The sequence below is a fragment of the Undibacterium sp. TJN19 genome (assembly GCF_049339485.1).
Classification (GTDB): domain Bacteria; phylum Pseudomonadota; class Gammaproteobacteria; order Burkholderiales; family Burkholderiaceae_D; genus Undibacterium.
Map to the genome: position 1 here is coordinate 175548 of NZ_JBMPPL010000007.1, position 25119 is coordinate 200666.

26 protein-coding genes are annotated in these 25119 nt (G+C 50.6%); 19 read left to right on the forward strand and 7 right to left on the reverse strand.

Annotation, left to right across the window (positions count from 1 at the left end; translation table 11 throughout):
• Position 1: 1 nt before the first annotated feature.
• From serC to ACO0LH_RS19170, 13 genes are all read left to right on the forward strand, one after another.
• Positions 2 to 1111 (forward strand): 3-phosphoserine/phosphohydroxythreonine transaminase, encoded by a 1110-nt coding sequence (serC, locus tag ACO0LH_RS19110; protein ID WP_422942726.1) that lies wholly within the window; start codon positions 2 to 4, stop codon positions 1109 to 1111.
• Positions 1112 to 1366: 255 nt separating this feature from the next.
• A complete protein-coding gene (gene pheA, locus ACO0LH_RS19115) occupies positions 1367 to 2440 on the forward strand; it encodes a prephenate dehydratase (protein ID WP_422942727.1) in 1074 nt (357 codons plus the stop codon).
• Positions 2441 to 2447: 7 nt separating this feature from the next.
• Complete coding sequence (locus ACO0LH_RS19120; RefSeq protein ID WP_422942728.1) at positions 2448 to 3356, forward strand: prephenate dehydrogenase; 909 nt, start codon at positions 2448 to 2450, stop codon at positions 3354 to 3356.
• A gap of 49 nt (positions 3357 to 3405) precedes the next feature.
• Positions 3406 to 4743, forward strand: a complete 1338-nt coding sequence (aroA, locus tag ACO0LH_RS19125; protein ID WP_422942729.1) for a 3-phosphoshikimate 1-carboxyvinyltransferase — start codon at positions 3406 to 3408, stop codon at positions 4741 to 4743.
• A gap of 16 nt (positions 4744 to 4759) precedes the next feature.
• Entirely contained in the window at positions 4760 to 5437 is a 678-nt protein-coding gene (cmk, locus tag ACO0LH_RS19130) for a (d)CMP kinase (protein ID WP_422942730.1), read from the forward strand.
• 145 nt (positions 5438 to 5582) lie between these two features.
• Complete coding sequence (gene rpsA / locus ACO0LH_RS19135) at positions 5583 to 7286, forward strand: 30S ribosomal protein S1 (protein WP_422942731.1); 1704 nt, start codon at positions 5583 to 5585, stop codon at positions 7284 to 7286.
• A 23-nt stretch (positions 7287 to 7309) separates the two neighbouring features.
• Positions 7310 to 7615 carry an integration host factor subunit beta gene (locus ACO0LH_RS19140; RefSeq protein ID WP_110256992.1) on the forward strand — a complete coding sequence of 102 codons (306 nt, stop codon included), beginning with the start codon at positions 7310 to 7312 and terminating at the stop codon, positions 7613 to 7615.
• A 156-nt stretch (positions 7616 to 7771) separates the two neighbouring features.
• A complete protein-coding gene (locus ACO0LH_RS19145) occupies positions 7772 to 8086 on the forward strand; it encodes a LapA family protein (RefSeq protein WP_422942732.1) in 315 nt (104 codons plus the stop codon).
• A gap of 23 nt (positions 8087 to 8109) precedes the next feature.
• On the forward strand, positions 8110 to 9285 hold the full coding sequence (lapB, locus tag ACO0LH_RS19150; protein WP_422942733.1) for a lipopolysaccharide assembly protein LapB: 1176 nt from the start codon (positions 8110 to 8112) through the stop codon (positions 9283 to 9285).
• A 19-nt stretch (positions 9286 to 9304) separates the two neighbouring features.
• Positions 9305 to 9454, forward strand: a complete 150-nt coding sequence (locus ACO0LH_RS19155) for a hypothetical protein (RefSeq protein WP_422942734.1) — start codon at positions 9305 to 9307, stop codon at positions 9452 to 9454.
• An 83-nt stretch (positions 9455 to 9537) separates the two neighbouring features.
• On the forward strand, positions 9538 to 10911 hold the full coding sequence (locus ACO0LH_RS19160) for a UDP-glucose dehydrogenase family protein (RefSeq protein WP_422942736.1): 1374 nt from the start codon (positions 9538 to 9540) through the stop codon (positions 10909 to 10911).
• A 12-nt stretch (positions 10912 to 10923) separates the two neighbouring features.
• A complete protein-coding gene (gene rfaE1 / locus ACO0LH_RS19165) occupies positions 10924 to 11862 on the forward strand; it encodes a D-glycero-beta-D-manno-heptose-7-phosphate kinase (protein ID WP_422942737.1) in 939 nt (312 codons plus the stop codon).
• Between the two features lie 106 nt (positions 11863 to 11968).
• Positions 11969 to 12565 (forward strand): phospholipase D family protein, encoded by a 597-nt coding sequence (locus ACO0LH_RS19170; protein ID WP_422942738.1) that lies wholly within the window; start codon positions 11969 to 11971, stop codon positions 12563 to 12565.
• A gap of 22 nt (positions 12566 to 12587) precedes the next feature.
• Here the strand turns inward: ACO0LH_RS19170 and ACO0LH_RS19175 are convergent, their stop codons facing one another.
• On the reverse strand, positions 12588 to 13391 hold the full coding sequence (locus ACO0LH_RS19175; RefSeq protein ID WP_422942739.1) for a DODA-type extradiol aromatic ring-opening family dioxygenase: 804 nt from the start codon (positions 13389 to 13391) through the stop codon (positions 12588 to 12590).
• Between the two features lie 204 nt (positions 13392 to 13595).
• Between ACO0LH_RS19175 and ACO0LH_RS19180 the strand changes: the two genes are divergently transcribed.
• The 3 genes from ACO0LH_RS19180 (at position 13596) to cysM (ending at position 16289) form a co-directional block, all read left to right on the forward strand.
• The gene (locus ACO0LH_RS19180) at positions 13596 to 14489 is read left to right on the forward strand and encodes a LysR family transcriptional regulator (protein WP_422942740.1); all 894 of its coding nucleotides are present in this window, start codon (positions 13596 to 13598) and stop codon (positions 14487 to 14489) included.
• A gap of 136 nt (positions 14490 to 14625) precedes the next feature.
• Entirely contained in the window at positions 14626 to 15108 is a 483-nt protein-coding gene (locus tag ACO0LH_RS19185; RefSeq protein WP_422942741.1) for a ComEA family DNA-binding protein, read from the forward strand.
• 278 nt (positions 15109 to 15386) lie between these two features.
• Complete coding sequence (gene cysM, locus ACO0LH_RS19190) at positions 15387 to 16289, forward strand: cysteine synthase CysM (protein ID WP_422942742.1); 903 nt, start codon at positions 15387 to 15389, stop codon at positions 16287 to 16289.
• A gap of 160 nt (positions 16290 to 16449) precedes the next feature.
• Here cysM and ACO0LH_RS19195 read toward each other — a convergent pair whose 3' ends face one another.
• The 5 genes from ACO0LH_RS19195 to ACO0LH_RS19215 form a co-directional block, all read right to left on the reverse strand.
• Positions 16450 to 16749 carry a hypothetical protein gene (locus ACO0LH_RS19195; RefSeq protein WP_110257001.1) on the reverse strand — a complete coding sequence of 100 codons (300 nt, stop codon included), beginning with the start codon at positions 16747 to 16749 and terminating at the stop codon, positions 16450 to 16452.
• Positions 16750 to 17062: 313 nt separating this feature from the next.
• Entirely contained in the window at positions 17063 to 17998 is a 936-nt protein-coding gene (gene mltB, locus ACO0LH_RS19200) for a lytic murein transglycosylase B (protein ID WP_422942743.1), read from the reverse strand.
• A gap of 203 nt (positions 17999 to 18201) precedes the next feature.
• A complete protein-coding gene (locus ACO0LH_RS19205; protein ID WP_422942744.1) occupies positions 18202 to 20202 on the reverse strand; it encodes a transglutaminase TgpA family protein in 2001 nt (666 codons plus the stop codon).
• A gap of 5 nt (positions 20203 to 20207) precedes the next feature.
• A complete protein-coding gene (locus ACO0LH_RS19210; protein WP_422942745.1) occupies positions 20208 to 21179 on the reverse strand; it encodes a DUF58 domain-containing protein in 972 nt (323 codons plus the stop codon).
• Between the two features lie 16 nt (positions 21180 to 21195).
• Positions 21196 to 22116, reverse strand: a complete 921-nt coding sequence (locus ACO0LH_RS19215) for an AAA family ATPase (protein WP_422942746.1) — start codon at positions 22114 to 22116, stop codon at positions 21196 to 21198.
• A gap of 242 nt (positions 22117 to 22358) precedes the next feature.
• On the opposite strand from ACO0LH_RS19215, the gene ACO0LH_RS19220 reads away from it, so the two are divergent.
• The 3 genes from ACO0LH_RS19220 to ACO0LH_RS19230 are packed head-to-tail and all read left to right on the forward strand — an operon-like array spanning position 22359 to position 24388.
• Positions 22359 to 23297 (forward strand): histone deacetylase family protein, encoded by a 939-nt coding sequence (locus ACO0LH_RS19220; RefSeq protein ID WP_422942747.1) that lies wholly within the window; start codon positions 22359 to 22361, stop codon positions 23295 to 23297.
• A gap of 6 nt (positions 23298 to 23303) precedes the next feature.
• The gene (locus tag ACO0LH_RS19225) at positions 23304 to 23876 is read left to right on the forward strand and encodes a GNAT family N-acetyltransferase (RefSeq protein ID WP_422942748.1); all 573 of its coding nucleotides are present in this window, start codon (positions 23304 to 23306) and stop codon (positions 23874 to 23876) included.
• Positions 23873 to 24388, forward strand: a complete 516-nt coding sequence (locus tag ACO0LH_RS19230; protein WP_422942749.1) for a nuclear transport factor 2 family protein — start codon at positions 23873 to 23875, stop codon at positions 24386 to 24388. Before ACO0LH_RS19225 ends, ACO0LH_RS19230 begins: the two co-directional genes overlap by 4 nt.
• Positions 24389 to 24435: 47 nt before the next feature.
• Here the strand turns inward: ACO0LH_RS19230 and ACO0LH_RS19235 are convergent, their stop codons facing one another.
• The gene (locus ACO0LH_RS19235; RefSeq protein WP_422942750.1) at positions 24436 to 24981 is read right to left on the reverse strand and encodes a DUF1697 domain-containing protein; all 546 of its coding nucleotides are present in this window, start codon (positions 24979 to 24981) and stop codon (positions 24436 to 24438) included.
• Positions 24982 to 25119 lie beyond the last annotated feature (138 nt).

Sequence of the window (25119 nt, forward strand, 5' to 3'; positions counted from 1 at the left end):
TATGAGTACGACAACGATCTACAATTTCGCCCCCGGACCGGCGGTCTTGCCGAAAGAAGTTTTGCAGCAAGCCGCCGCTGAAATGCTGGATTGGCATGGCAGTGGCATGTCAGTCATGGAAATGAGTCATCGCGGTCCGGAGTTTACGTCCATCATTACCACGGCATTGGCTGATTTTCGTGAATTGCTGGCGGTGCCAGACAATTACAAGGTCTTGTTCCTGCAAGGTGGTGGCCTGGGTGAAAATGCGATCGTCCCGATGAACCTGATGGGGCGCAAGCCCCAGCCAGCCACGGCAGATTTTGTGCACACCGGTTCATGGACGGCCAAATCCATCAAGGAAGCGCAAAAGTACGGCAAGGTGAATATTGCTGCTTCTGGCGAAGCCACAGGCTATACCACCGTGCCGGCACGCGATAGCTGGAAACTGACGCCAGATGCCGCCTATGTACACCTGTGTACCAATGAAACCATAGACGGGATTGAATACCAGTTCACCCCGGATGTGGCGCAGGAAACAGGTGGTGCGCCTATCGTTGCTGATATGTCTTCGCACATCTTGTCGCGCGTGATTGATGTATCAAAATACGGTGTGATTTTTGGTGGCGCGCAAAAAAACATAGGCCCTGCTGGTTTGACGCTGGTCATCGTACGCGATGATTTACTTGGCCATGCCTTGCCATGCTGCCCCTCGGCGTTCAACTGGACTATCGTTGCCGAAAATGATTCCATGTATAACACCCCGCCGACGTATGCGATTTATATCGCCGGCCTGGTGTTTCAGTGGATTAAACGTCAGGGCGGCGTTGCTGCGCTGGAGCAAAAAAATATCGCCAAAGCGGCGCTGTTGTATGACTATCTGGATTCCACCGATTTTTATGCCAATCGCGTAGAGAAAAGCAGTCGTTCACGTATGAACGTGCCGTTTTTCCTGAAAAATGAAAGCCTCAATGCCGAGTTTTTGGCCCAGGCCAAGGCAAGCGGGCTCTTGCAGTTGAAAGGGCATAAATCAGTAGGCGGCATGCGCGCTTCGATTTATAACGCCATGCCTATAGAAGGCGTACAGGCTTTGATCAGTTTTATGCAGGCGTTTGCCAGCAAGCATGCTTGAATATTTAAGCCCTGGGCTTAAAACATAGGGCGTCTGTTTTGATTGCACTAGTGGACTGTCACAGTTCACTAGAGACAGACTCCATTAATTATTTTCATCGTCAGCCCTTTCTGAGCATGGTACTCACCATCACCTGGAAACCGTAGCGCTGATGAACCAGGTCAAAAGCCCGGCGAAAAAAGTATATCTGGCGTGGCACATGCGCTACAGTATTGCTGCCTGCCCACCTCTGTCAAACACGGTTTTTAGGTCATTATGAGCGACAATAAATTACTCCCCCTGCGCATCAAGATTGATGCCATCGATGCACAAATCCTGGATTTACTGAACCAGCGCGCCCGCGTGGCGGAAGAAGTTGGCCATGTCAAGGCAGAAACCAATGCCCCGGTATTTCGTCCTGAGCGCGAAGCCCAAGTCTTGCGCGGCGTGGCTGAACGCAATCCCGGACCCTTGCTGAGTGACGACATCCAACTGATTTTCCGCGAAATCATGTCGGCCTGCCGTGCGCTGGAGCGTCGTGTGGTCGTGGCTTTCCTTGGCCCGGTTGGCACCTTCAGTGAGCAGGCTGTCTATAAACAGTTTGGCCATGCCATCCAGCCTTTGCCTTGCGTATCTATTGATGAAGTTTTTCGTGCTACTGAAGCAGGCACGGCAGACTTTGGTGTCGTGCCTATCGAGAATTCATCGGAAGGCGCGATCAATCGTACCCTCGACTTGCTCTTGCAAACCAGTCTGGCCATCAGTGGCGAATTGGCGATACCTGTACAGCATAGCCTGATGAGCAAGTCTGGCAATATGGAAGGCGTCAGCCGTATCTGCGCCCACTCGCAAGCTTTGGCACAATGCCAGGCATGGTTGAACCAGCATTTCCCGCATGTGGAGAGACATGCCGTGGCATCAAATGCTGAGGCAGCACGGATGGCCAGCGGTGACTATACCGTGGCGGCGATTGCCAGTGAAATTGCCGGTCACCAGTACAACCTTGGCATCGTCTCTGCCCATATCCAGGATGACCCGCATAACCGTACTCGTTTTGCCGTCATTGGCCGTTTGCGTACTACTCCTAGCGGCAAGGACCAGACTTCCATCGTGCTGGCGACGCCGAACAAGGCGGGTGCTGTCTACAACCTGCTGGCACCACTGGAAAAACATGGCGTGTCGATGACGCGCTTTGAGTCACGTCCTGCACGTACCGGTAATTGGGAATACTATTTCTACGTCGACGTAGAGGGTCATGTGATGGACGCCAAGGTAGAGGCCGCCATGGCTGAATTGAATGATAAGGCCGCCTTCTTCAAGGTGCTGGGTTCTTACCCTTGTACAGTGTGAGTGCCTGATGCAAAAAGCTTTTCAACGCATAGCAATTTTTGGTGTAGGTTTGATTGGTGGTTCATTTGCCCTGGCTTTGAAAAAAGCAGGGGCAGTTGAGCAGATAGTCGGGGTAGGGCGCAGCCAGGCTTCGCTGGAAAAAGCGCAGCAACTGGGCATTATCGATGAAATCGCCGTGAATGCCGAACAGGCATTGCGCAACTGCGATCTGGTGCTGATCGCTGCGCCCGTCGCTCAAACCGGCGCGATATTGAAGGCGATTTATCCTCACTTGCAACACGATACGATAGTCACGGATGCTGGCAGTACCAAGGCTGATGTGGTCGCCGCTGCACGCGCCAGTCTGGGCGAAAAGATCGCGCAATTTGTGCCAGCACATCCTATAGCCGGGCGTGAATTGAATGGGCCTGAGGCAGCACTGGTAGATTTGTATGTCGGTAAAAAAGCCGTCATCACCCGACTGCCAGAAAATAGCGATGCGGATGTGGCAAGGGTGGCATGGGCCTGGCAGCAATGCGGTGCCATCATCCATCATCTTGAACCTGCTGCGCATGATGGTGTATTTGCGGCAGTCAGCCATTTGCCGCATTTGCTGGCGTATGCGCTGGTCGATGATATCGCCCGCAAGCCGCATGCAGATACCTTGTTCCAGTATGCTGCCAGTGGCTTTCGCGACTTTACCCGCATTGCCGGTTCATCACCAGAAATGTGGCGCGACATCAGCCTGGCGAACCGTGCTGCAATGCTGCAGGAACTGGATTCCTACACTGCCCGTCTGTCCGTCTTGCGCCAGCATCTGGTGGATGCCGACAGTGCTGGCATTGAGGGTATTTACGCCAATGCCCAGCGTGCACGCCATAACTGGATCAGCGCCATTGAGGCAGCCGAAAAACAGCAGCGCGAAGGTGGGGATTGACAGGTCTACGCTCGTCCCCACATCGACAAACTCAACATTGAATAAGACCATGACACAAGCAAGCAAACATTACCCGCATCATCTTGATCTGCAACCTGTCATGCAGGTGCAGGGTACAGTCAAATTGCCAGGCTCCAAAAGCATTTCCAACCGTACCCTTTTGCTGGCGGCGCTGGCAGAAGGCAAGACTCAGATCATGGATTTGCTGGCATCTGATGACACCCTGGTCATGCTGAACGCGCTGACGCAATTGGGTGTGCACTGGGAGCAGGATGGCGATAGCCAGAATTACACAGTCGAGGGTGTCAAAGGCCACTTCCCAAAACACCAAGCAGACCTGTTCATGGGCAATGCCGGTACTGCGATACGCCCGCTGGTTGGCGCATTGGCCGTATTGGGTGGTGACTATACTATCCACGGCGTGCACCGCATGCATGAACGCCCTATTGGCGACCTGGTAGATGCATTGAATGAAGCCGGTGCGCAGATAGAATATACCGGCAACCCTGGTTACCCGCCTTTGCATATACGTCGTGGCCATATTCATGCCCAGCGTTTGCAGGTCAAAGGCAATGTATCAAGCCAGTTTCTCACGGCCTTGCTGATGGCTGCACCTTTGATGGCGCGTGAGCATGATGTAACGATAGAGGTGATCGGTGAGCTGATTTCCAAGCCTTATATAGAAATCACCCTTAACCTCATGCAAAAATTTGGTGTGACAGTGGAGCGTAATGGCTGGCAGGCATTCACTGTCACCAAAGGCCAGCATTATGTGTCGCCTGGTGTCATCCATGTCGAGGGTGATGCTTCTTCAGCCTCTTATTTCCTGGCAGCAGGTGCCATCGCTGGCGGCCCTATCCGTGTTGAAGGTGTGGGCAAATCCAGCATACAGGGTGATGTGCGTTTTGCCGAGGCGCTGGAAAAGATGGGGGCAACCATCACCCGTGGTGATAACTGGATAGAAGCCACTTCGAATGGCGTCTTGCAAGCGATAGACATGGATTTCAACCATATCCCCGACGCTGCCATGACAATAGCGGTAGCGGCGCTATATGCCAATGGCACAACGACCCTGCGCAATATCGCCAGCTGGCGCGTCAAGGAGACGGATCGCCTGTCTGCCATGGCGACGGAATTGCGCAAACTGGGGGCGATTGTGGAAGAGGGCGCAGACTATATGACGGTCACGCCACCCGAGCAGATTTTGCCTGCTACTATTGATACTTATGACGATCACCGCATGGCAATGTGTTTCTCTTTGGCAAGTTTGGATGGTCGCGCGCGCCGTGGTGCTACTATGCGCATCAATGATCCAAAATGCGTCGCAAAAACCTTCCCTGATTATTTTGAGGTTTTCGCCAAGATTAATCATCAAGACCTGTTTTAAGGTATAAGCCTCATTTATGACAGCAAGCAGTCCCGTAATTACGATTGATGGTCCCACCGCGTCCGGCAAAGGCACTGTTGCCCACAGGGTAGCCAAGCATCTGGGTTTTCATTACCTTGATTCTGGTGCCCTCTACCGTCTGACGGCCCTCATGGCAACCCGTCAGCAAATTTCCCTGGATGATGAAGCAACAATTGCTACCATGGCAAGAACCTTGCCTTGTCGCTTTGTTCATGGGCATGTTTTTCTGAAAGACGATGATGTGACTGATGCAGTGCGCGCTGAAGAAGTGGGTGTTGCTGCCTCACGCATTGCTGTTTTGCCAGCCGTCAGGCAGGCGTTGGTTGATTTGCAGGTGGCTTTTCGCTATACACCTGGCCTGGTAGCCGATGGACGCGATATGGGAACCGTCATCTTTCCTGATGCCAGCCTGAAAGTTTTCTTAACAGCAAGTGCTGAAGCGCGCGCGGGCCGGCGATATAAGCAATTGATTGAAAAGGGAATTTCTGCTAATATGGAAAACTTGGTAAAAGATTTGATGGAACGTGATGCGAGAGACAGTGCCCGCACCACAGCGCCGCTCAAGCCTGCGCCAGACGCGATCATCCTGGATACATCTGAATTAACTGCTGAAGAAGCCGTCAATAAAGTGCTGGTCTGGTTTGCGCAAACACAGACGAACAACACTATATAAGCAATAGTATCTGGTGAAGTTTGCAGGTGTCGTTTCAAGTGCCTTTATTGACGCAAGGTTAATAAAGGGATGTTCAACCTAACCCGGTAAATAGTGTCTTTTGCACCGTTCCGGCTAACTTGTAAATACTATGTCTACTGTTTTCATGTCCCAAGATTTCGCAACCGGTGCAGATAGCTTCGCAGCTTTGTTCGAAGAATCCCTGTCACGTCAGGATATGCGTTCCGGTGAAGTGATTTCTGCTGAAGTCGTCCGTATCGACCACAACTTCGTGATCGTTAACGCTGGCTTGAAGTCTGAAGCCTTTATCCCTGTTGAAGAATTCAAAAACGACCAGGGCGACCTGGAAGTTAATATCGGCGATTTCGTTTCCGTAGCGATTGATTCGCTGGAAAACGGTTTCGGCGACACTATTTTGTCCCGTGACAAAGCTAAACGTCTGGCTTCCTGGCTCGCGCTGGAAAAAGCGCTGGAGTCTGGCGAGATCGTTACTGGTACAGTAAATGGCAAAGTCAAAGGTGGCTTGACTGTTCTGACGAACGGCATCCGCGCTTTCCTGCCAGGTTCTTTGGTTGATACACGCCCAGTTAAGGATACAACTCCTTACGAAGGCAAAACCATGGAATTCAAAGTTATCAAGCTCGACCGCAAACGTAACAACGTTGTGCTGTCCCGCCGCGCTGTTGTTGAAGCGTCCATGGGCGAAGAGCGTCAAAAACTGATGGAAACCCTGAAAGAAGGCACAGTGGTTACTGGTGTTGTTAAAAACATCACTGACTACGGCGCGTTCGTTGATCTGGGTGGCATCGATGGCTTGTTGCACATCACCGATCTGGCATGGCGTCGTGTACGTCACCCTTCCGAGGTGTTGACAGTTGGTCAGGAAATCACTGCAAAAGTATTGAAATTCGACCAAGAGAAAAACCGTGTTTCCCTGGGCGTAAAACAACTGGGCGACGACCCATGGACAGGTTTGTCCCGTCGTTACCCAGCGAACACACGTCTGTTCGGTAAAGTAACGAACCTGACCGACTACGGCGCGTTCGTTGAAGTCGAGCAAGGTATCGAAGGCCTGGTTCACGTTTCCGAAATGGACTGGACGAACAAAAACGTTGCACCGAACAAAGTTGTTCAATTGGGCGACGAAGTTGAAGTCATGGTTCTGGAAATCGACGAAGAACGTCGTCGTATCAGCCTGGGCATGAAACAGTGCAAAGCCAATCCTTGGGATGATTTCGCGATCAACCACAAGAAAGGTGACAAAGTTCGCGGCGCGATCAAGTCCATCACTGATTTCGGCGTATTTATCGGTTTGTCTGGCAACATCGACGGTCTGGTACATTTGTCTGATCTGTCCTGGAATGAAACAGGCGAAGAAGCTGTTCGCCGTTTCAAGAAAGGTGACGAACTGGAAGCCATCGTTCTGGCAATTGATGTCGAACGTGAGCGCGTTTCCCTGGGCGTTAAACAACTCGAAGGTGACCCATTCAATAACTACTGCGCAATGAACGACAAAGGCGCAATCGTTACTGGTACAGTTAAATCTGTTGAAGCCAAAGGCGCAGTAATCCAGTTGGCAGACGACGTTGAAGGCTATCTGCGTGCATCCGAAATCTCCCGCGACCGCGTGGAAGATGCCGGTACACACCTGAAAGTTGGCGACAGCGTTGAAGCCCTGGTATTGAACATTGACCGCAAAGCACGTGGTATCCAGTTGTCTATCAAAGCAAAAGATAGCGCTGATACACAAGAAGTAATGCAAAAAATGACTACTACTGATTCCAACGCAGCATCCGGCACTACCAGCCTGGGCGCTCTGTTGAAAGCCAAGCTCGACAATAAAAACTAAGCTTAAGTCATAAGGTTTTCACTATGACTAAGTCGGAGCTGATAGCTCGTCTGGCAGAGCGGTATCCACAACTGGTAGCTAAAGATGTGGATATCGCTGTCAAAACCATACTCGACGCCATGTCGGATGCCCTGGCAACAGGGCAACGCATAGAAATCCGTGGTTTTGGTAGCTTTGCACTGAACAGTCGTCCACCACGGATAGGTCGTAATCCCAAGTCCGGTGACAAGGTGATGGTTCCTGAAAAACGGGTGCCGCACTTTAAGCCAGGCAAGGAATTACGCGAGCGTGTTGATGCCATGGTGGGGCAACCGATACACGATGACTAAGTCAGGTTGACTAGTCAAAGATCGGGCTTCGACAGCGATGTAAAAATAAAAACGGCATATCGGTTTTCCGATATGCCGTTTTTTTTCAGTACAATGCTCTTTTCGGAAGCGCAAACCTGAAGTTTCGTTTTCCCTGCTTCTCCTCAAGGATGCAATATGAAATACATAGCCAGATTTCTTTTTGTCGTTTTATTTATCTTTTTCTTTGGTTTTGCCTTGAAAAATGATCAGATCGTGACTTTGCAATACTTTTTTGGTTATCAGCAATCTGCCCCGCTGGTGATCATGCTGTTGATATTCTTTACTGCCGGTGCCAGCCTGGGTGCACTGGCCATGGTGCCCATGGTGTTTCGCCATCGCCGCGACCTGCACAAGCATAAAAAGACCCTGGCCGAGATTGAAAAAGAACGTGAAGCAGTGCAAAGGGCAAGCACACAGGCTCCGCAGCCTGATAGCATTCGTAATACTTGAAAACACAATAAGAAAAAATACACATGGAATTTGAAATCTGGTGGTTACTCGGTATCCCCTTATTCTTTACTCTGGGGTGGGGTGCTGCGCGTATTGATATCCGGCAATTGATATCGGAATCCCGCAGCCTGCCCAGAGGATATTTCAAGGGTTTGAATTTCCTTCTGAACGACCAGCCTGATAAGGCCATCGATGCCTTTATCGACATCGTCAGACTGGACCCGGAAGCGGTCGACCTGCATTTTGCCCTGGGTAACCTGTTTCGCCGCCGTGGTGAAACTGAGCGTGCTATCCGTGTGCATCAAAACCTCTTGGCAAGACCGGACTTGCCGACTGAACAGAAAACCCAGGCCATGTATGAATTGGGCCAGGATTACCTCAAAGCTGGTTTGCTCGACAGAGCAGAAGAAACTTACAACCTGCTCGTCAATGGGCCGTTCGAAGCCCAGGCCAGGCGCGCCCTGCTGGAAATCTACCAGCGTGAAAAAGAATGGGCACGTGCCATAGAAGCGGCGAACGCCTTGCAGGAATGCGGTGCCGGTGGCAGGCAAAAAGAAGTCGCCCAGTTTTACTGTGAGATTGCGCAGGATGAACTGGTGCACAACAATGTCGATGCTGCCTTGATGACCTTGGAAAAGGCGCTGGCTGCTGACCGTCACAATGTACGTGCCATCATTTTGATGGGCGATGTGTACATGGCCAATGGCGATGCTGAAAAAGCAGTATCGACCTGGCGCCGTGTAGAGCAGCAAAGTGTGCCCCACGTGGCATTGGTGGCGCAGCGCCTGATGGATGGCTACCGCAAGCTCGACAAGTCGCAGGAAGGCCTGAATCTGCTCAAGAATTACCTCGCAGAAGCACCATCCATCGATTTGCTGGAAGTCGCTTTTAAAGCTACGCTGGAGCTTGAGGGCGTAGATGCCGTCAACAACCTCGTCAGTGAAGAATTGCGCCGCACGCCGACTCTGCTGGGGCTGGATAAATTGCTGGATGGCCGCATCATGGTGGTGCCACCGGAAGTCCGGCCGGAATTAACCATCATCAAGAATCTGGTGCACGGTTACGCACAAAAATTGGCACGCTATCAGTGTTCACATTGCGGCTTTAAGGCCAGGCAGTTTTACTGGCATTGCCCGGGTTGCAGCAAGTGGGAAACCTACCCGCCGCGCCGGACGGAAGAATTGAATGTCATGAACTAATGAATCCTGAAATTTTTTCATGAGTAAAGCCTGGTGCGATTTTGAGTTTGGTGATGTGAAAGATTCGCTATCGTGCTTGAGTGCGAAGCGCTTCTCAAAAACTGGCACTGCTCGCTATGCTTATAAAGAAATTCATGCATGGATACTCGTAAAACTTAAAGAAGTTTGAATAAGGGCTGTGATCTGAAAATCTATGTAGATGGCTGGATTTTCGATATGCAGAATGACTTATTTTTATTTGGTGATCAAAAAATGAAAATCACAATTATTGGTACAGGTTATGTCGGTCTGGTCACAGGTGCCTGCCTGGCTGAACTGGGGAATGACGTGTTTTGCCTCGATGTTGATCAACGCAAGATTGATATCCTCAACAATGGCGGTATCCCCATTCATGAGCCGGGCCTGGAAGAGATCGTGGCGCGCAACCGCGCTGCTGGGCGCATACAGTTTTCTACCGATGTAGAAGCCAGCGTCAAACATGGTGACGTGCAATTCATCGCTGTCGGCACGCCACCGGATGAAGATGGTTCTGCCGATTTGCAATATGTGCTGGCAGCGGCCAGAAATATCGGCAAATACATGGCAGGCTTTAAAGTCGTTGTCGATAAATCGACCGTGCCTGTTGGTACGGCTGATCGCGTCAGCGCCGCAATTTCTGAAGAGTTGACTACGCGTGGCACCAGCTTCGATTATTCGGTGGTATCGAACCCTGAATTCCTGAAAGAGGGCGCAGCAGTCGAAGACTTCATGCGGCCTGACCGCATCGTTATCGGTTGCGACCAGACGCCGCAAGGTGAAAAGGCGCGCAGCCAGATGAAGAAGTTGTATGCACCTTTTAACCGCAATCACGAACGCACTTACTGGATGGATGTGCGTTCTGCCGAATTTACCAAGTATGCTGCCAATGCCATGCTGGCGACGCGCATCTCTTTCATGAACGAACTGGCCAACCTGGCTGACCATGTTGGTGCTGACATTGAAGCTGTGCGTCATGGCATCGGCTCTGATCCGCGCATCGGCCATAGTTTCTTGTATGCTGGTTGCGGTTATGGTGGTTCCTGCTTCCCGAAAGATGTGCAGGCATTGGAACGTACTGCCCAGGATTATGGTTTGAACCTGTTGATTTTGCAGGCGGTTGAAGCGGTCAATGCCAACCAGAAGCAGGTGCTCGGTAACAAGATAAAGCAGCGCTTTGGCGACAATTTAAGTGGCAGGCATTTTGCCATCTGGGGTCTGGCATTCAAGCCAAATACAGATGACATGCGCGCTGCTTCTTCGCGTGTTTTACTGGGCGAATTATTGCGCCAGGGGGCGACTGTGGCGGTGTATGACCCGGTCTCCATGCAGGAAGCCAAGCGCGTACTGGAGCTGGATTTTTATGACGCGCCAGAGTTGCTGGCCTCTATCCGTTATGCCGCCAACCCCATGGATGCCCTGACCAATGCCGATGCCCTGGCGATTGTCACCGAGTGGAAGGCCTTCCGCAGTCCTGACTTTGATCAGGTCAAGGCACGATTGAAACAGCCTGTCATATTCGATGGACGCAATTTGTTTGAACCGACGGTCATGACAGAACTGGGTATTGAATACCATGGCATAGGCCGTTCAGTGCTGACCAATAAATAGGCTGTGCAGAATATGGATGTAATAAAAGATGCAACAGTGAAGCGTATTCTGGTCGCTGGCGATGTCATGCTTGACCGTTACTGGTTTGGTGAAGTCAATCGCATTTCGCCAGAAGCACCGGTTCCGATTGTCCGTGTGGAAAAGCGGGAAGAACGCCTCGGTGGTGCTGCGAATGTCGCCCGAAACGCTGCTGCCCTGGGTGTATCGGCAGCATTGATGGGCATCATTGGCGACGATGATGCCGGCAATAGTGTCGAGAAATTGCTCGAATCATCAGGCATACAAAGTTACCTCAGTCGCGACCCGCAGATATCGACCATCGTCAAGCTGCGCGTGATAGGTCGTCAGCAACAGTTATTGCGTATCGACTTTGAAGAACGCCCAACCGAGCATGTCTTGCGCGACAAACTGAACCGTTTCAATTCCCTGCTGGCTGGCTATGACGTCATTATCCTGTCTGACTATGCCAAAGGCAGCCTGGTCAATGTCAATGCCATGATCCAGGCCGCTACTGAAGCTGGCAAGCTGGTGCTGGTTGACCCCAAGGGTAGCGATTTCAAACGCTATGCCGGTGCCAGCCTGCTGACACCAAATAAGTCTGAACTCAAGCAGATCATCGGTGACTGGGCCAGTGAAGAAGAATTGATCGCAAAGGCACAGCAACTGCGCCAGGATCTGCAAATCAAAGCGCTGTTGCTGACGCGTTCAGAAGAGGGCATGACGCTGTTCACAGCTGATGGCGTGACCCATGTACCCGCCATGGCGCGTGAGGTATTTGACGTCTCTGGTGCTGGTGATACCGTCATCGCCACCATGGCCGTCATGCTGGCACAGGGGAAATCCATGCAAGAGGCTGTGGTCATTGCCAACCGGGCTGGCGGCATTGTAGTGGGCAAACTGGGTACGGCTACGGTGACGCGGGAAGAGCTCTTTCCTGAAGCTGTACAGTAAGATCGTAAGCAGCTTCCAAACGGCTCTGATGACCCGGAACGCCGGGTCATGATGTACTTGATACAGGTGAAGCCTACGTCCAGAAATATCAGCAAAGAGAATTATTATGCTTGCCTCAAGTATCAAACAGCTCGTTATTGCGATCAGCCTTGCTTTGCTGGTCGCGCCATCTTGCCTCGCATTCTCTTTGGAAGATAAGCAATCCACCGGGGTGAGTCTGGAAACAGGGTCTGCGCAGATTGAAAACGCTTTTTCTCCAGATGCCAAAGCAGAGGAGTTGGTACTCAAGGTCATCAACACCGCTGTCTCCAGCATCAGATTGGCTGCCTACTCATTTAGTTCGCCAGCCATAGTCAAGGCATTGCTCGACGCTAAAAAGCGCGGCGTCAATATCATGGTGCTGGTCGATTTTCGACGTAACCAGAAAAAACCTAATTGGACAGCCTTGAACCGCCTTGTCGCGGCAGGCATTGCTGCGCGTACCATTTCTGTGTATGCCATCCATCATGACAAGTACATCATTGCAGATGAACAAACTGTGCAGAACGGTAGCTTCAATTACACCCGCGATGCAGCAGAAGATAACAGCGAAAATGTCATCGTGTTTTGGCATAACCCAGAATTGGCGAAGTCATTTCTTCGCCACTGGGAAAGCCGTTGGTCGGCAGGTGTGGATTACAAAATCATGCCACTAGCGAAGTAGCCCTAAGAATTGCTGAAATACTTCAGGCAATCGCCCCAAAGCGAAAGCTCGATGCCACTACACCGCCAAAGATGTTTTCTTCATGGTAAACACAACTGGCAACCTCATCTTCTGCTGCGCCGAGTGCCACCATCAACGGTAATAAATGCTCTTCTCTTGGGTGGGCCACCCTTGCTGCCGGTGCTTCTTCCCACTGGATCAAACGGGCGACCCTTTCGGTCGTGCTGCTGGCGACCAGGGTATCCTGCAACCAGTCATCAAAACTTGACGAGGGTTCTTTCGCCAGTGGACCAAAGCGGCGCAGATTATGGTAACTAAGCCCGCTGCCTATGATGAGCACGTCTTCATCACGCAATGGGGCAAGTGCACGCCCCAGCGCCAGGTGTTCTGCCGGGTCCAGCCCCATGCGCAGTGATAATTGCACGACCGGCATATCAGCCTCTGGATACATGACAGCTAGTGGTGCAAATGCGCCGTGATCAAAACCACGTTGCGCATCAGCCTGTGCGGGCAAGCCTGCATCCCTGATCAGGCCCATTACCCGTTCTGCCAGCTTAGGCGAACCTGGGGCAGAGTAATGTACCTTGTAGGTATGCTCAGGAAAGCCGCCATAGTCATACAGCATGCCCGGCCAGGGATTAGTCATGACCTTGAATGCACTTTCTTCCCAGTGTGCCGAGATCATCAAGATGGCCTTGGGCTTGTGCGGCAATTGTCGTGGCATATCGACCAGTGACTCTTCCAGCACATGCATGGTTTTACGCATGTCTTCCATATAAGGCCAGGGGCCGCCGCCGTGCGAAATAAAGTAGGTAGGCAATTTCATATGAGTATCCTCCACAGGTCATTTGGTGCCGGGGCTTGTTTTTTCCAGTTGATTTTCATGAAGCCCGATGTAATTCATCATAATGTTTCCTTATCAGGAAATCGATGGTGGTAAAGTAATTGCATTGTTTCCAAAAAGTGCAACAATGATGTAGTGGGCTACGATGTACGGAGCTACGATGTACTGAGCTATAGGGGGCAGGAGATGGATGAACTGGATATCAGCGGCATCAGGGTATTTCGTGAGATTGTTGAGTCGGGCAGTTTTACGTCAGCTGCCGACAGACTGGAAATGGCTGCGCCCATGGTCAGCAAGCATATTGCCAGGCTGGAGCGCAAACTGGGCGCCCGTCTGCTGAACCGTAGCAGCCGCAGCATGAGCCTGACCGAAGCCGGAACAATATTTTTTGAACAGAGTCGACAAGCGCTGGATATTCTTGATGCCGCAATGGCTTCTGTGACCCAGGAAAGCGGCCCACCGCGCGGGGAATTGAAAATCAGTGCCCCAGTGTGGTGTGCGACCGCCAGTTTTGCCCAGATGCTTGCAGATTTCCGACGCGATTTTCCAGAAATACGACTTGACCTGCATCTTGATAATCATATGGTCGATCTGGTCGCGGATGGATTTGATCTGGCATTACGCGCTACCGCTGAGCTCTCACCATCCCTGATTGCGCGCCGCCTGTGCAGTGTCCCTTTTCACTTGGTAGCGACCCAGGATTATATGCAGCGTCACCGTAATATCCATGGTGTGGAAGAGGGTCATCAGTTTCAAATTGTGCTTCCTAACTATGTACAGCCAGAAAAGCTGACACGTACCACCTTGTCGGATGGCAGCCCGATTAAATGGGACGTGGTGATGAAATCCAGCGACACCACGCTTAGTTATCACTGTGTGCTGGCGGGGATGGGGACGGCATTTTTACCCGCCTGGCTGATACAACAAGACCTGGCCACAGGCCGTCTGGTTTTTGTTGATGGCGAAAACGCAGGGTTTATAGGCGACCTGTTCGCCGTCTATGCCAGCCGGCGACAGATGCCACCCAAATTGCGCTGCTTTATCGACTTTCTGATCGTGCGCTTGAATGACCAGGTTTGATCAGACGAAATCAGAAAATATGTGGAATACTTGTCAACGCCATGCTGACCTGCTTCGTTGATATGAGGGCAGGACAAGATGCAGTTTGACGATGTAACTGGAAAAAAACTTATTCAATTTATTTGGGAGTGTTCGCATGTTTAAAAAAATATTGTTTGCAATGATGGCTTTCCTGGCAGCTACCGGATTCGCATTTGCTGATGTTGATGTGAACAAAGGTGATCAGGCCGCACTCGATGGTATCAAAGGCATAGGCCCTGCCAAATCCAAGGCAATTATTGAAGAGCGTACAAAAAACGGCGCTTTCAAGGACTGGTCTGATTTTGAATCCCGCGTTAAAGGCATAGGCGATAAAAGCGGCACAAAATTGTCTGAAGCTGGTTTGACAGTCAATGGCCAGGCAAAATCGGGCGCGGCTGCCAAACCTGCTGCCAGTGCTGACAAGGCATCCAAAGCAGCGAAGGCTGCTCCGGCATCGGCTGCTGCATCTGCGCCCGCGCCTGCGGCATCGGTCCCGGCAGCTTCCAAGGCGGCTAAAGCTGACAAGGCTTCTGCATCCTCGTCCGCATCCGCATCCGCATCTGCATCGGCCAGTGCCAAAGACGGCAAGACAAAATAAGTTGTTCGTTGTTGTGTCAGGTGTGATAATCTGCTCTGCACCAAAACCTCCGGCCTTAGACCGGAGGTTTTTTATTTGCTTATTCGAATTATGTATAAGTGTGGATACGTGCAGTCTTTGCCTGAAAACTTGCTGATTTTCATAGTGGATTTGCGTTTCAATTGAAAAAACAGAGGTGACAGATCGCTGATCCTGTGCACTTTTGCGCCCTTATGCGGCAAGCATCTAAGGGTAACTGCGATTAGAATAAGACTTTGTTATTTCTACAGTCGCTCACCATGTCTTATCTGACCATTGAAGATACTATTGGCAATACTCCACTCGTGATGTTGCAGAGAATTCCCGGAGATGAAAATCGCCGCCGCAATAACATCATCCTTGGTAAGCTGGAAGGCAATAATCCTGCGGGATCAGTCAAGGACAGACCTGCGCTGTCGATGATCAAGCATGCTGAAGAGCGTGGCCGTATCAAGCCAGGCGATACTCTCATCGAAGCCACCAGCGGTAATACAGGAATCGCTTTGGCCATGGCAGCCGCCATGCGTGGCTATAAAATGATTTTGCTGATGCCGGAAAACTTGAGTATAGAGCGTCGTCAAAGCATGGCGGCTTATGGCGCACAAATCATGCTGACACCCAAAACCGGTGGCATGGAATATGCGCGTGATCTGGCCGAGCAAATGCAGACAGAAGGGCGTGGCGTCATCCTGGATCAATTTGCGAACCCTGATAATCCCCTTGCCCACTATGAAGGCACAGGGCCAGAGATTTGGCGCGACACCAATGGACAGATCACGCATTTTGTCAGCGCCATGGGCACTACTGGCACCATCATGGGCGTGTCTGCTTATTTGAAAGAGCAAAATGCGCAGATCCAGATTATTGGTGCGCAACCGGAAGAGGGCTCGCAAATCCCTGGCATTCGTAAATGGCCAGAAGCCTACCTGCCAAAAATTTATGACAAAGCCAGAGTAGATCAGGTTGAATCTGTGACGCAATCAGATGCCGAACATATGGCACGTCGTCTGGCTGTTGAAGAGGGAATCTTTTGCGGCATTTCAGCCGCTGGTGCCTGCGAAATCGCTTTGAAAATTGCGCAGAGCGTTGAAAATGCGACCATTGTATTTGTTGTCTGTGATCGCGGCGACCGCTATTTATCTACTGGTGTTTTTCCTGCCTGACAGGCTAAGACAAGCTTTCACATCCTGCACCCAGTCTTTTATTTAAAGATATTTTTGGGGTGCAGATAAAAAAATACCGAAATCACGCTTTTGGCGTGTTTTCGGTATTTTTCCATTGCAATAGTCATCAATAACATGACTATCAAACCGGGACAGAAAATTAAGCTGCGTCTTTTGGTTTGAATTGCTTGTCGCTGATACGGAACTTTGCGCGACGGTCACCCATCAGTTCGCGTAATTCTTTGATGCTGACATCACTGATTTCATGCATGCGAATCAGCAATGAAGCACCTACTGGCAGACGACGATGCCTGATTTTACTAATAACGGGTGGAGCAACTTCTAAAGCTCTTGAGAGTGCTGCATCATTTTTCAAATGCAATTGCTTGATCAGTGTATCCAACAGATTGTTTGGATCATAGTCGATTTCATCAGATTCAAGCTGGGTCAGATTTGCCATAATTACCTCGCTGTTTAGTTTATTGATGCTAAATTTAGTTGCTTCAATAAAAAATTAATCAAACGGTAATATTGTATCTTTAAAATAGAATTTGCTTATCAGAAAAATAGCAAACCATTGTTAAATCTCTTGACACATTGCCTTATTCATACGTAAATGTATCAACTAGATAACATTACTCTAGTTTAAAACATACTGATTAGCAATGTTTATTAGAAAAATTAATACGCTGGAACAACAACGGTTTGGCCGCAACAACTGGTGCTAAAATCTTTGATAATTATCTTATTTTTACCTGATTTCCATTGATCTCTCATTGTTTTTTTCTGGCAAGTGAGATCACATGACCCAGATCAAACACCGACATCGCGTAAAAGTAGCTGCGATTATATAGCGTGATGGCAAAGAAGTTTTCTGTCGCCAACCAATACTCTGTCGCTTCATTTCCGTTCTGCAAGTCAATGAGCCCATAGGCAATATTTGTCGGCGCTTCGCTGCTCGCAGTACTTGCAATTGTCTTTAATTCCTGCATCTGAAAGCTTGCAGTCAAACCTTTCCCCAATGCATTGGCAAGTGCTTCAGGCTGATCCTTGCTGATCAGGGTTGCCGGAAAGGCGATAGGTAAATTTCTTTTCCAGCCATGCTCAGCCAGGTAGTGGGCAACACTGCCGATTGCATCCACAGGAGAATCAGTTAAATTGATTTTGCCATCACCATCAAAATCGACAGCGTATTTCCTGATGCTGCCGGGCATGAACTGCGGCCAGCCTATGGCGCCAGCATATGAGCCCTTGAAGACAAAAGGGTCCAGTGAAGATTCACGCGCCATGAGCAGCATGTTTTCCAGCTCGCCCTGAAAGAACTGCATTCTGGCTTCGCGTGTTGGCGTATCCGGGTAATCAAATGCCAGTGTGGTCAGTGCATCCATCACGCGAAAGCTGCCTGTTTGCTTGCCAAAAATGGTTTCCACGCCTATCAGACCAACAATAATTTCAGCAGGCACGCCATATTGCTGTTCTGCCCTTGCCAGGTCATCGGCGTACTTGTCCCAGAATGCCACGCCGGCTTCAATGCGATAAGGCTCAACAAAACGGGCCCGATAAGCCTTCCAGTTTTTGGGTTTTCCTGGTGCAGCTGGCCGCATTAACTGTCTTGCCATTTCCACATAGCGAACCTGTTTGAAGATTGCATTCAGTTCAGTTTCTGTGTAGCCATGTTTGCTGACCATCTGGCCGATAAAGGCAGACACTTCTTTCCACTTTTCGAAATGGACATCGTCTTTTTTGATCGCTGATGTGCTTGCAGCTGTTGCTGTGGTCTTGGCTTTTTTTGTTTTTTTGTTTTCTGTAGCATGACTGTCTGCGGATGATGCAAGAGCAGTGCTAAAGACAAGTGCAGCTATGGTGGCAAATGCCGGGGAATGGAAAGATTTCAAAATACGTATCAGGGAAATTAGCGGCACTGAGCCAGCAAAGTTTTTAAACGCCGGATCACCAGGTTTTCCGGACCAGAATTCTTGCCGTAGCGGCTGGCGGCATACAATAACAGAAAGCGCTCTGCGTTTTCGAATTCGCTGGAAGGTAAAGCCAGGCGTAATCGTTGCAGATAGTCTTGCGGTCCTTCATGTTTTGCGCGCGGCGCAGCCTTTTTTTCCATCTTGCGACAGAAAGAAAAGTATACCTTATCAAGCGCAGAAATACGTGGCTGGTTGCGCATCATCGGCAAGGCAATCAGACCCAAAATCGCACTTGCCGCGATAAAAAACAGCAAGGTCATGTTGGCCCAGTCAATGTCAAGAAACCCAAGGGAATTCAGGAAGTTTTTTTGCTTGGTCTGGTTGTAATTCAGCACCCATTGATTCCAGGTATTGTTGACGGCATCCCATTGCATGCGCAAGTTGTTCAAGACCGAAATTCCACCAGGTCCAAAATTGACGAGGCTGGCAAATCCGGTGCGCTTGACGACATAGTTAAGCGACTGCATTACACGTTCTGGCGCAACTGCTGCGGTAGGATCCACCCTGATCCAGCCCTTGCCTTCCAGCCAGACTTCTGACCAGGCATGGGCGTCAGATTGCCTGACTTCGAAATAATCATCGACTGTATTCAGAGAGCCGCCTTGATAGCCGGTTACTACCCGCGCCGGAATATTTGCAGCGCGCATGAGCAGAACAAAGGCACTGGAATAGTGTTCGCAAAAACCTGCCTTGGTATCAAACAGAAATTCGTCTGCGCTGTGTTGTCCCAGACGTTTTGGTTCCAGCGTATACGAGAAGGAATCATTGCGAAAATGATTCAGTATCGCCATGATCAACTGCTGGTCATCCGGGTATTGGGCGCGCAATCTGGCCGCAAAGGCCATCGTGCGTGGATTGTAGCCCGATGGCAGGATCAAGGAATCAGATACCGTGTCTTTGTTGGCACCTGCTTCCAGTGTATAGGCCGGATATGAATCAATCTCATATCTTTGTCTTTGACTGGCTGGTCTTGCGCTGCGCAATTCCATTTGTGTATTGATCAATACACTGTTGGGTGAGGCTCCTTCGATCTGTGGCAAATTGGCAGGTAAATCCAGTGCGAATAACCAGTTCTGGCCATTCGGTTCGAGTATGATTTCCTGATGTATGCTTTTGCCACTATAGACAGCATGTTTTCTTAAGGTGCGGGGGCGAGGATCGTCTTGCGACCAGGTGCGCCCATCGAATGCGTTAAGCACAATGCCACGCCAGTATTGCAATGATTTTTCCGGTATAGGCTGAGTGAATTTGACGCGAAAGGCAATGTCCTCGGACAAGACCAGTTCACTGATATTGCCTGGCGCCATGGAACTGGATAGTCCGCTACGCGCTGATTGTGCATCGCCGGGCAAGCCCCATAGCGGGCCTTGTATGCGCGGAAATAACAGGAAGGCGATGATAGTTACCGGAATGGCCAAGCCTAAAATGCTGGCACCAAGTTTTAATCTTTGCCGAAGCGGTGGCACAACACCTGTGTAATGAAACGATAATTGCGCCGTCAAAAGAAGCACCAGTGCCAGCAAACTGATGGCTGCCGCACCGATGGTTTGCTGATAAAAAAAACTGGTCAGCAATAAAAAGAAACCAAGAAAGATCACCACAAACAAATCACGCTTGGCATGCATTTCCAGCAGTTTGCAGGTCAGCAAAAGTGCCAGCATGGTGACACCTGCTTCTCTGCCAAAGAAAGTTTTATGCGTCAAAAAAACGCCGCCCATCATGATGATGGCAATGGGCATCAATACCCACGAACGCGGCAGCCGTCTGCCATTCAGGGTCAGCCAGCCACGCCATACCAGCATCGCACCACAGGCCAGACTGACCCACCACTTCATATGTTCTGCATGCGGCAATAACACGAAACTGCACGCACAGATCAGTAGCAGTGTGTCAGATTTGTCGCGCGACAGTATGGTGCGAAATAAGGGGAGTTGCATAATCCTTACATTTCATAAAGTGCGAGTGCACGCAAACAGGCGTCGCAATGTTCCGGCCCCTGGGCGGGCAAAAAATCAATATGGCCAAGACGAAATCCATACATCATGCCATGCTGGTCGGCTTCCAGCACCCAACTGGTCATGCGTGATAATTTCAGTTCGGTATCCATATTGCGTGGCAGGGCGGCAAAATCGAGCATGACATCGCTGCCTGAGCCGCCAGAAAACTGCTTGGTGATGAGTTGTCCACCGAGACCAGTTTCCACCCTGGCGATTTGTTTCCATGCCAGGTGTTTGAGCGGGTCGCCCGATTGATAAGCCCTGACACCGGCAAAGTCTTCTTCGCCTGCGTGACCCTGAATTTCATTTTTTGCCTTACCTGACAAAGGCAGGGGCGGTGGGTTCAATTCGGGTTGTGGATAGACCAGCGTCTGCGCATCCGGCAGCCAGGTACTCCAGGCGCGTAGCAGGCCCAGGGGGAACCAGGTCTGCAAACGAATTCTTGGTATTGCCTGCCAGCCGCGCACAGTGGTTGGGTAACTCAGTTGTACTGCGACCTGGCTGTTTGCTGCTATGTCGACCGCTTTTTCAGGGTGGCCTTGCTCAGCAAAACCTACCCAGATGGCAAAGCGTTGCCGGGCAGTGCGATTGATCAGGTAGACGGTGTATTCGGTTTCTTCACCGGCAAATACCGATCTGGCTGAACCAGCTGCCAAGTGCAAATAGGCCAGATTGCGGAAGCTGAAAAAATTATTGACCATCCCTATGCCACCCAGTACATAGGTCAGTGCAAAGCCCAGATTAAGGTTGTAATTGGTGGCACCGATGAACAAGATCATTAAAAGCACCACAAAAGCCCAGCCCGCTTTGCTGGGCAAAGTGAACACACGTCGCTGCTTCAGAAACACTTCTCCGCTTTCTGGCTTGTGTTCCAGAAAAATCAGCTTGCGCAGTCGCGTCTTGATGGCTTTCAGCATGGCAGATAGAGCGCGATCAGACGCTGACGCGCTTCATCAACTGCACCAGTAATTCGCTGCTGGCACTCACTTTGCCTGTCATTGATTTTAAGGGGCGCAGGCGGTGTGCAATCACCGGTATCAATACTGCCTGCACATCTTCTGGCAGCACGTGGTCCCGGCCTTCCATGGCGGCCCAGGCACGGGCAGCCTGCAGCAGCGCAATTGAGGCGCGCGGGCTCATGCCTTCGGCAAACAGATCCCCCTGACGGGTGGCATGGGCCAGAGATTGTACGTAATCGATCAGTGAGTCTGAAGTATGGATCTGCCTTAACTGCTGTTGTGCCTGCATCAGTTCTTCCGCCTGCATCACTGCTGGCAATTGTGCCAGCAGGCTGCGTCTGTCTTCTCCAAGCAATAAAGCACGTTCTGCGGCTGCATCTGGATAACCGAGGGACAGGCACATCAAAAAACGGTCAAGTTGTGATTCAGGCAGCGCAAAAGTGCCAACCTGATGCGCCGGATTCTGGGTTGCGATGACAAAGAAGGGCTGGGGCAGGGCGCGTGTCTGGCCTTCCGCCGAAACCTGTCTTTCTTCCATGGCTTCCAGCAGGGATGACTGGGTTTTGGGTGTGGCACGGTTGATTTCGTCTGCCAGCAATACTTGTGCAAAGATGGGGCCGGGATGAAAAATGAACTGGGCTTTTTCGCGATCAAAAATCGAGATACCGATCACATCGGCCGGTAACAGGTCGCTGGTAAATTGCAGGCGATTGAAGCGTAATCCCAAAGAGATTGCCAATGCATGAGCAAGCGTGGTTTTGCCTACACCAGGTAAATCTTCTATCAATAAATGACCACCCGCCAGCAGGCAGACCAAAGCCTGGCGTATCTGCTGCTCTTTGCCGATGATGATGCTATTGACCTGTTTTGCTACTTTATGCAATTTGGAAAACATTTTTTTCCTCAAATAATGACGATCATGGCTAGTAAAAAATACAGTATGGGCTTTTACCTGAATGCACAAACAACCGGCAGCAATATATCTTTTGGCATGATTTTATGAGCGTCCTGTATGTCCGACAGTGTAAACCCAATTGTCAAAAACTGTTGCCCGAAGTGAAAAGTTTTACATCTGGGGGTTTGCAAAATCAGCAAAATAGGGTGAAACTAATGATAAGACAGATAAGATGAAGAGACATGACTACCGCGTATTACACCCATGCTGATTGCATGCGCCATGAAATGGGATCGTGGCATCCGGAATGCCCTGAACGTTTGCAGGCAATTGATGATCAACTCATTGCCAGCCGCATCAGTGATCTGCTTGAACACCGTGAAGCACCACCAGCGCTCGAAAGCGATCTGGCACGGGTGCATACCAGTGACGCCATTTACCGCATACGTGAGAATTGCCCGTCCGAGAAATCGGATTACAGTCATTTCCCGCTGGATGCCGATACTTCCCTGAATGCCTACACCTGGCGTGCCTCATTGCGTGCCGCTGGTGCCGCGGTTGCGGCCACCAATGCAGTCATTGATGGCGAGGTTGAAAATGCGTTTTGTTCCATTCGCCCCCCCGGCCATCATGCAACACCCGCAGAAGCCATGGGTTTTTGCATGTTCAATAATGTCGCCGTAGCCGCCAAGCATGCTTTGGAAGTGCGCGGTTTAAAACGGGTGGCCATCGTTGATTTTGACGTGCATCACGGCAATGGTACCGAAGAAGCCTTCCGTGATGACCCGCGCGTCCTGATGGTCAGTTTTTTCCAGCATCCGTATTACCCCTACACTGGTACCGAGCATCCGGCCAGCAATATGGTGAATATACCCGTGCCTGCGCATAGCTATGGTGATGTGGTGCGGCAACTGATTACTGAGCAGTGGCTGCCTGCCATGCGCGATTTCAAGCCAGAAATGGTGTTCATTTCTGCCGGCTTTGATGCCCATCGCGAAGACGATATGGGGCAAATGGGCCTGGTGGAAGCCGATTATGCCTGGATCACCAAAGAAATCATGCAGATCGCGAAAGAGTTTTCCAGCAAACGCATCGTCAGTTGCCTGGAAGGCGGATATAACCTGTCCGCCTTGGGGCGCAGTGTGGTTGCGCATCTTAAAGTACTGGCAGACCTGGATTGATGCATCATGATCAACACCAGCAGCCTGAATCCGCTGAAGACGGATCGTCTCTTGTTGCGCAAACTTGAACGCAGCGACATCGACAGTGCAGCCATTATCCATGGTGACCCTGCCACGAATATCCACAACCCCACCGGTGCCCGATCAAGGGCAGCAACAGAAGCGCTGCTGGACAACTGGGTTGGTTTCTGGGAGCAGCATCATTTTGGTTACTGGACAGTTTGTGATTTGAAAAAAACTGATGAGGTGCTGGGTTTTGGTGGCGTCATGCGCAAGCAGATAGGCGACATCACTGGTTTGAATATGTATTTCCGCTTCGCCGCTACCGCCTGGGGCAGGGGTTATGCAACTGAAATGGCCAATGCAGCCCTGCATGCAGCATTCACGGTATTGGATGAAGCCGCAGTCTATGGCCTGGTCAGACCCGCCAATACGGCATCACGCCGTACGCTTGAGCGCATAGGCATGCAGCTGTTCACAGAGACGGATGATGTGCCTGGCGAACCCGCCAGCCTCATCTATCGCATTTCCCGCAACGACTATCTGCAAATGAAACCGCTAACCCCTGAGGCAATATGAAAAATTTAAGATCGATAATGGTATTTGCTGTATCCGTGTTCCTGGCATTCAACCTGAATGCCAGTATCGCCCATGCGGCGGATGATGCCACCGTCGTAAGGGAAAAAGTCGGTCAGTTTATCGATGAGTGGCATGATGATGCAGCGCATGCGCGCTTGCGTTATTTCGACAAGATGGGAAAAGATGGTGTCTATATAGGCACCGACAAGACTGAACGCTGGACCCGTGATGAATTCAAGACCTGGGCCAAACGTTTCTTTGAAAGGCCTTCAGCTTGGGCATTTACATCGTTTAACCGTCACATCGCCATGTCAGATGACAAAAGCTGGATCTGGTTTGATGAGCAGCTCAATACCCAGATGGGTATCTGCCAGGCATCAGGTGTTATCCACCAGACTGCGCAGGGATTTGAAATCATGCATTACCAGCTTTCGCTGACCGTGCCCAATGAACTGACTGATTACCTGGCAGCAGGTGTGAAAAAGCTGGATGAGAAAACACAGAAAAAATAAATTTTTGTGTTTTTCTCGTGACATGCCATGTCATGCAAATCACGCACTTAATCAAGCATGGCCTGTAATTTAAGTGCTGTAGCCCAATTGCGTGAAGTGCTTACCGTGCCAGCCAGGCGTGTGAATGCCTTGCTGGCGGCACTATCGAGTACACCGTCTTTGCACCACAGATACACGGCCTTCTTGCCGACTGCAATTTGCCCGGCATAAGCAGGGACAGCCTCCAGCGACTTGCATTTTTCCAGTACTGTCTTGTCTTTGGCAAAGGCCAGCAAATAACGGGAAGGGTCGGTTGCTGAGCCGGCAAATGGCTCTTGCGCAATGGCGTCTTGCAGGTCTTTGGCGCTGATGACGATGACATCTGCCGTAAACCCTGCTTTTGCCATAATGGCGGCACTTAACTGATCGCCCCAACTGGTGCAACTCGCTTTGGCAGCATGAAAGACGACATTGCCGCTATTGAGTAAAGTACGCACATTGCTGCCACCCAAAGCTTCGACGATATCGCGCAAATCGGCCATGGCGATGCGTTTGGCCTTGCCGACGTTAATGCCGCGTATCAGGGCGATGTATTGTTGTGAGGTATCAGGCATCGTTGTTTAAGATGATCATTGGAAAAAGGGGGGGGGGGGCTGGCATAACATGCAGGAAATCATGCAGTAAATGCGTGTCAAACATAGTGTTTATGCCAAGTATAATTGGTTTGGGACAGACCGGTATTTTTCTCGCCA

Bases quoted from the DNA above. Each gene is read 5' to 3' on its own strand.
- serC (WP_422942726.1), top strand. From the start codon at position 2: ATGAGTACGACAACGATCTACAATTTCGCCCCCGGACCGGCGGTCTTG.
- ACO0LH_RS19205 (WP_422942744.1), bottom strand. From the start codon at position 20,202: ATGCAACTCCCCTTATTTCGCACCATACTGTCGCGCGACAAATCTGAC.
- ACO0LH_RS19175 (WP_422942739.1), bottom strand. From the start codon at position 13,391: ATGAAATTGCCTACCTACTTTATTTCGCACGGCGGCGGCCCCTGGCCT.
- ACO0LH_RS19210 (WP_422942745.1), bottom strand. From the start codon at position 21,179: ATGCTGAAAGCCATCAAGACGCGACTGCGCAAGCTGATTTTTCTGGAA.
- cysM (WP_422942742.1), top strand. From the start codon at position 15,387: ATGTCTTATCTGACCATTGAAGATACTATTGGCAATACTCCACTCGTG.
- ACO0LH_RS19120 (WP_422942728.1), top strand. From the start codon at position 2,448: ATGCAAAAAGCTTTTCAACGCATAGCAATTTTTGGTGTAGGTTTGATT.
- ACO0LH_RS19215 (WP_422942746.1), bottom strand. From the start codon at position 22,116: ATGTTTTCCAAATTGCATAAAGTAGCAAAACAGGTCAATAGCATCATC.
- pheA (WP_422942727.1), top strand. From the start codon at position 1,367: ATGAGCGACAATAAATTACTCCCCCTGCGCATCAAGATTGATGCCATC.
- aroA (WP_422942729.1), top strand. From the start codon at position 3,406: ATGACACAAGCAAGCAAACATTACCCGCATCATCTTGATCTGCAACCT.
- lapB (WP_422942733.1), top strand. From the start codon at position 8,110: ATGGAATTTGAAATCTGGTGGTTACTCGGTATCCCCTTATTCTTTACT.
- ACO0LH_RS19160 (WP_422942736.1), top strand. From the start codon at position 9,538: ATGAAAATCACAATTATTGGTACAGGTTATGTCGGTCTGGTCACAGGT.
- ACO0LH_RS19180 (WP_422942740.1), top strand. From the start codon at position 13,596: ATGGATGAACTGGATATCAGCGGCATCAGGGTATTTCGTGAGATTGTT.
- ACO0LH_RS19225 (WP_422942748.1), top strand. From the start codon at position 23,304: ATGATCAACACCAGCAGCCTGAATCCGCTGAAGACGGATCGTCTCTTG.
- ACO0LH_RS19140 (WP_110256992.1), top strand. From the start codon at position 7,310: ATGACTAAGTCGGAGCTGATAGCTCGTCTGGCAGAGCGGTATCCACAA.
- cmk (WP_422942730.1), top strand. From the start codon at position 4,760: ATGACAGCAAGCAGTCCCGTAATTACGATTGATGGTCCCACCGCGTCC.
- rfaE1 (WP_422942737.1), top strand. From the start codon at position 10,924: ATGGATGTAATAAAAGATGCAACAGTGAAGCGTATTCTGGTCGCTGGC.
- ACO0LH_RS19235 (WP_422942750.1), bottom strand. From the start codon at position 24,981: ATGCCTGATACCTCACAACAATACATCGCCCTGATACGCGGCATTAAC.
- ACO0LH_RS19230 (WP_422942749.1), top strand. From the start codon at position 23,873: ATGAAAAATTTAAGATCGATAATGGTATTTGCTGTATCCGTGTTCCTG.
- ACO0LH_RS19145 (WP_422942732.1), top strand. From the start codon at position 7,772: ATGAAATACATAGCCAGATTTCTTTTTGTCGTTTTATTTATCTTTTTC.
- ACO0LH_RS19155 (WP_422942734.1), top strand. From the start codon at position 9,305: ATGAGTAAAGCCTGGTGCGATTTTGAGTTTGGTGATGTGAAAGATTCG.
- ACO0LH_RS19185 (WP_422942741.1), top strand. From the start codon at position 14,626: ATGTTTAAAAAAATATTGTTTGCAATGATGGCTTTCCTGGCAGCTACC.
- rpsA (WP_422942731.1), top strand. From the start codon at position 5,583: ATGTCCCAAGATTTCGCAACCGGTGCAGATAGCTTCGCAGCTTTGTTC.
- ACO0LH_RS19195 (WP_110257001.1), bottom strand. From the start codon at position 16,749: ATGGCAAATCTGACCCAGCTTGAATCTGATGAAATCGACTATGATCCA.
- ACO0LH_RS19170 (WP_422942738.1), top strand. From the start codon at position 11,969: ATGCTTGCCTCAAGTATCAAACAGCTCGTTATTGCGATCAGCCTTGCT.
- ACO0LH_RS19220 (WP_422942747.1), top strand. From the start codon at position 22,359: ATGACTACCGCGTATTACACCCATGCTGATTGCATGCGCCATGAAATG.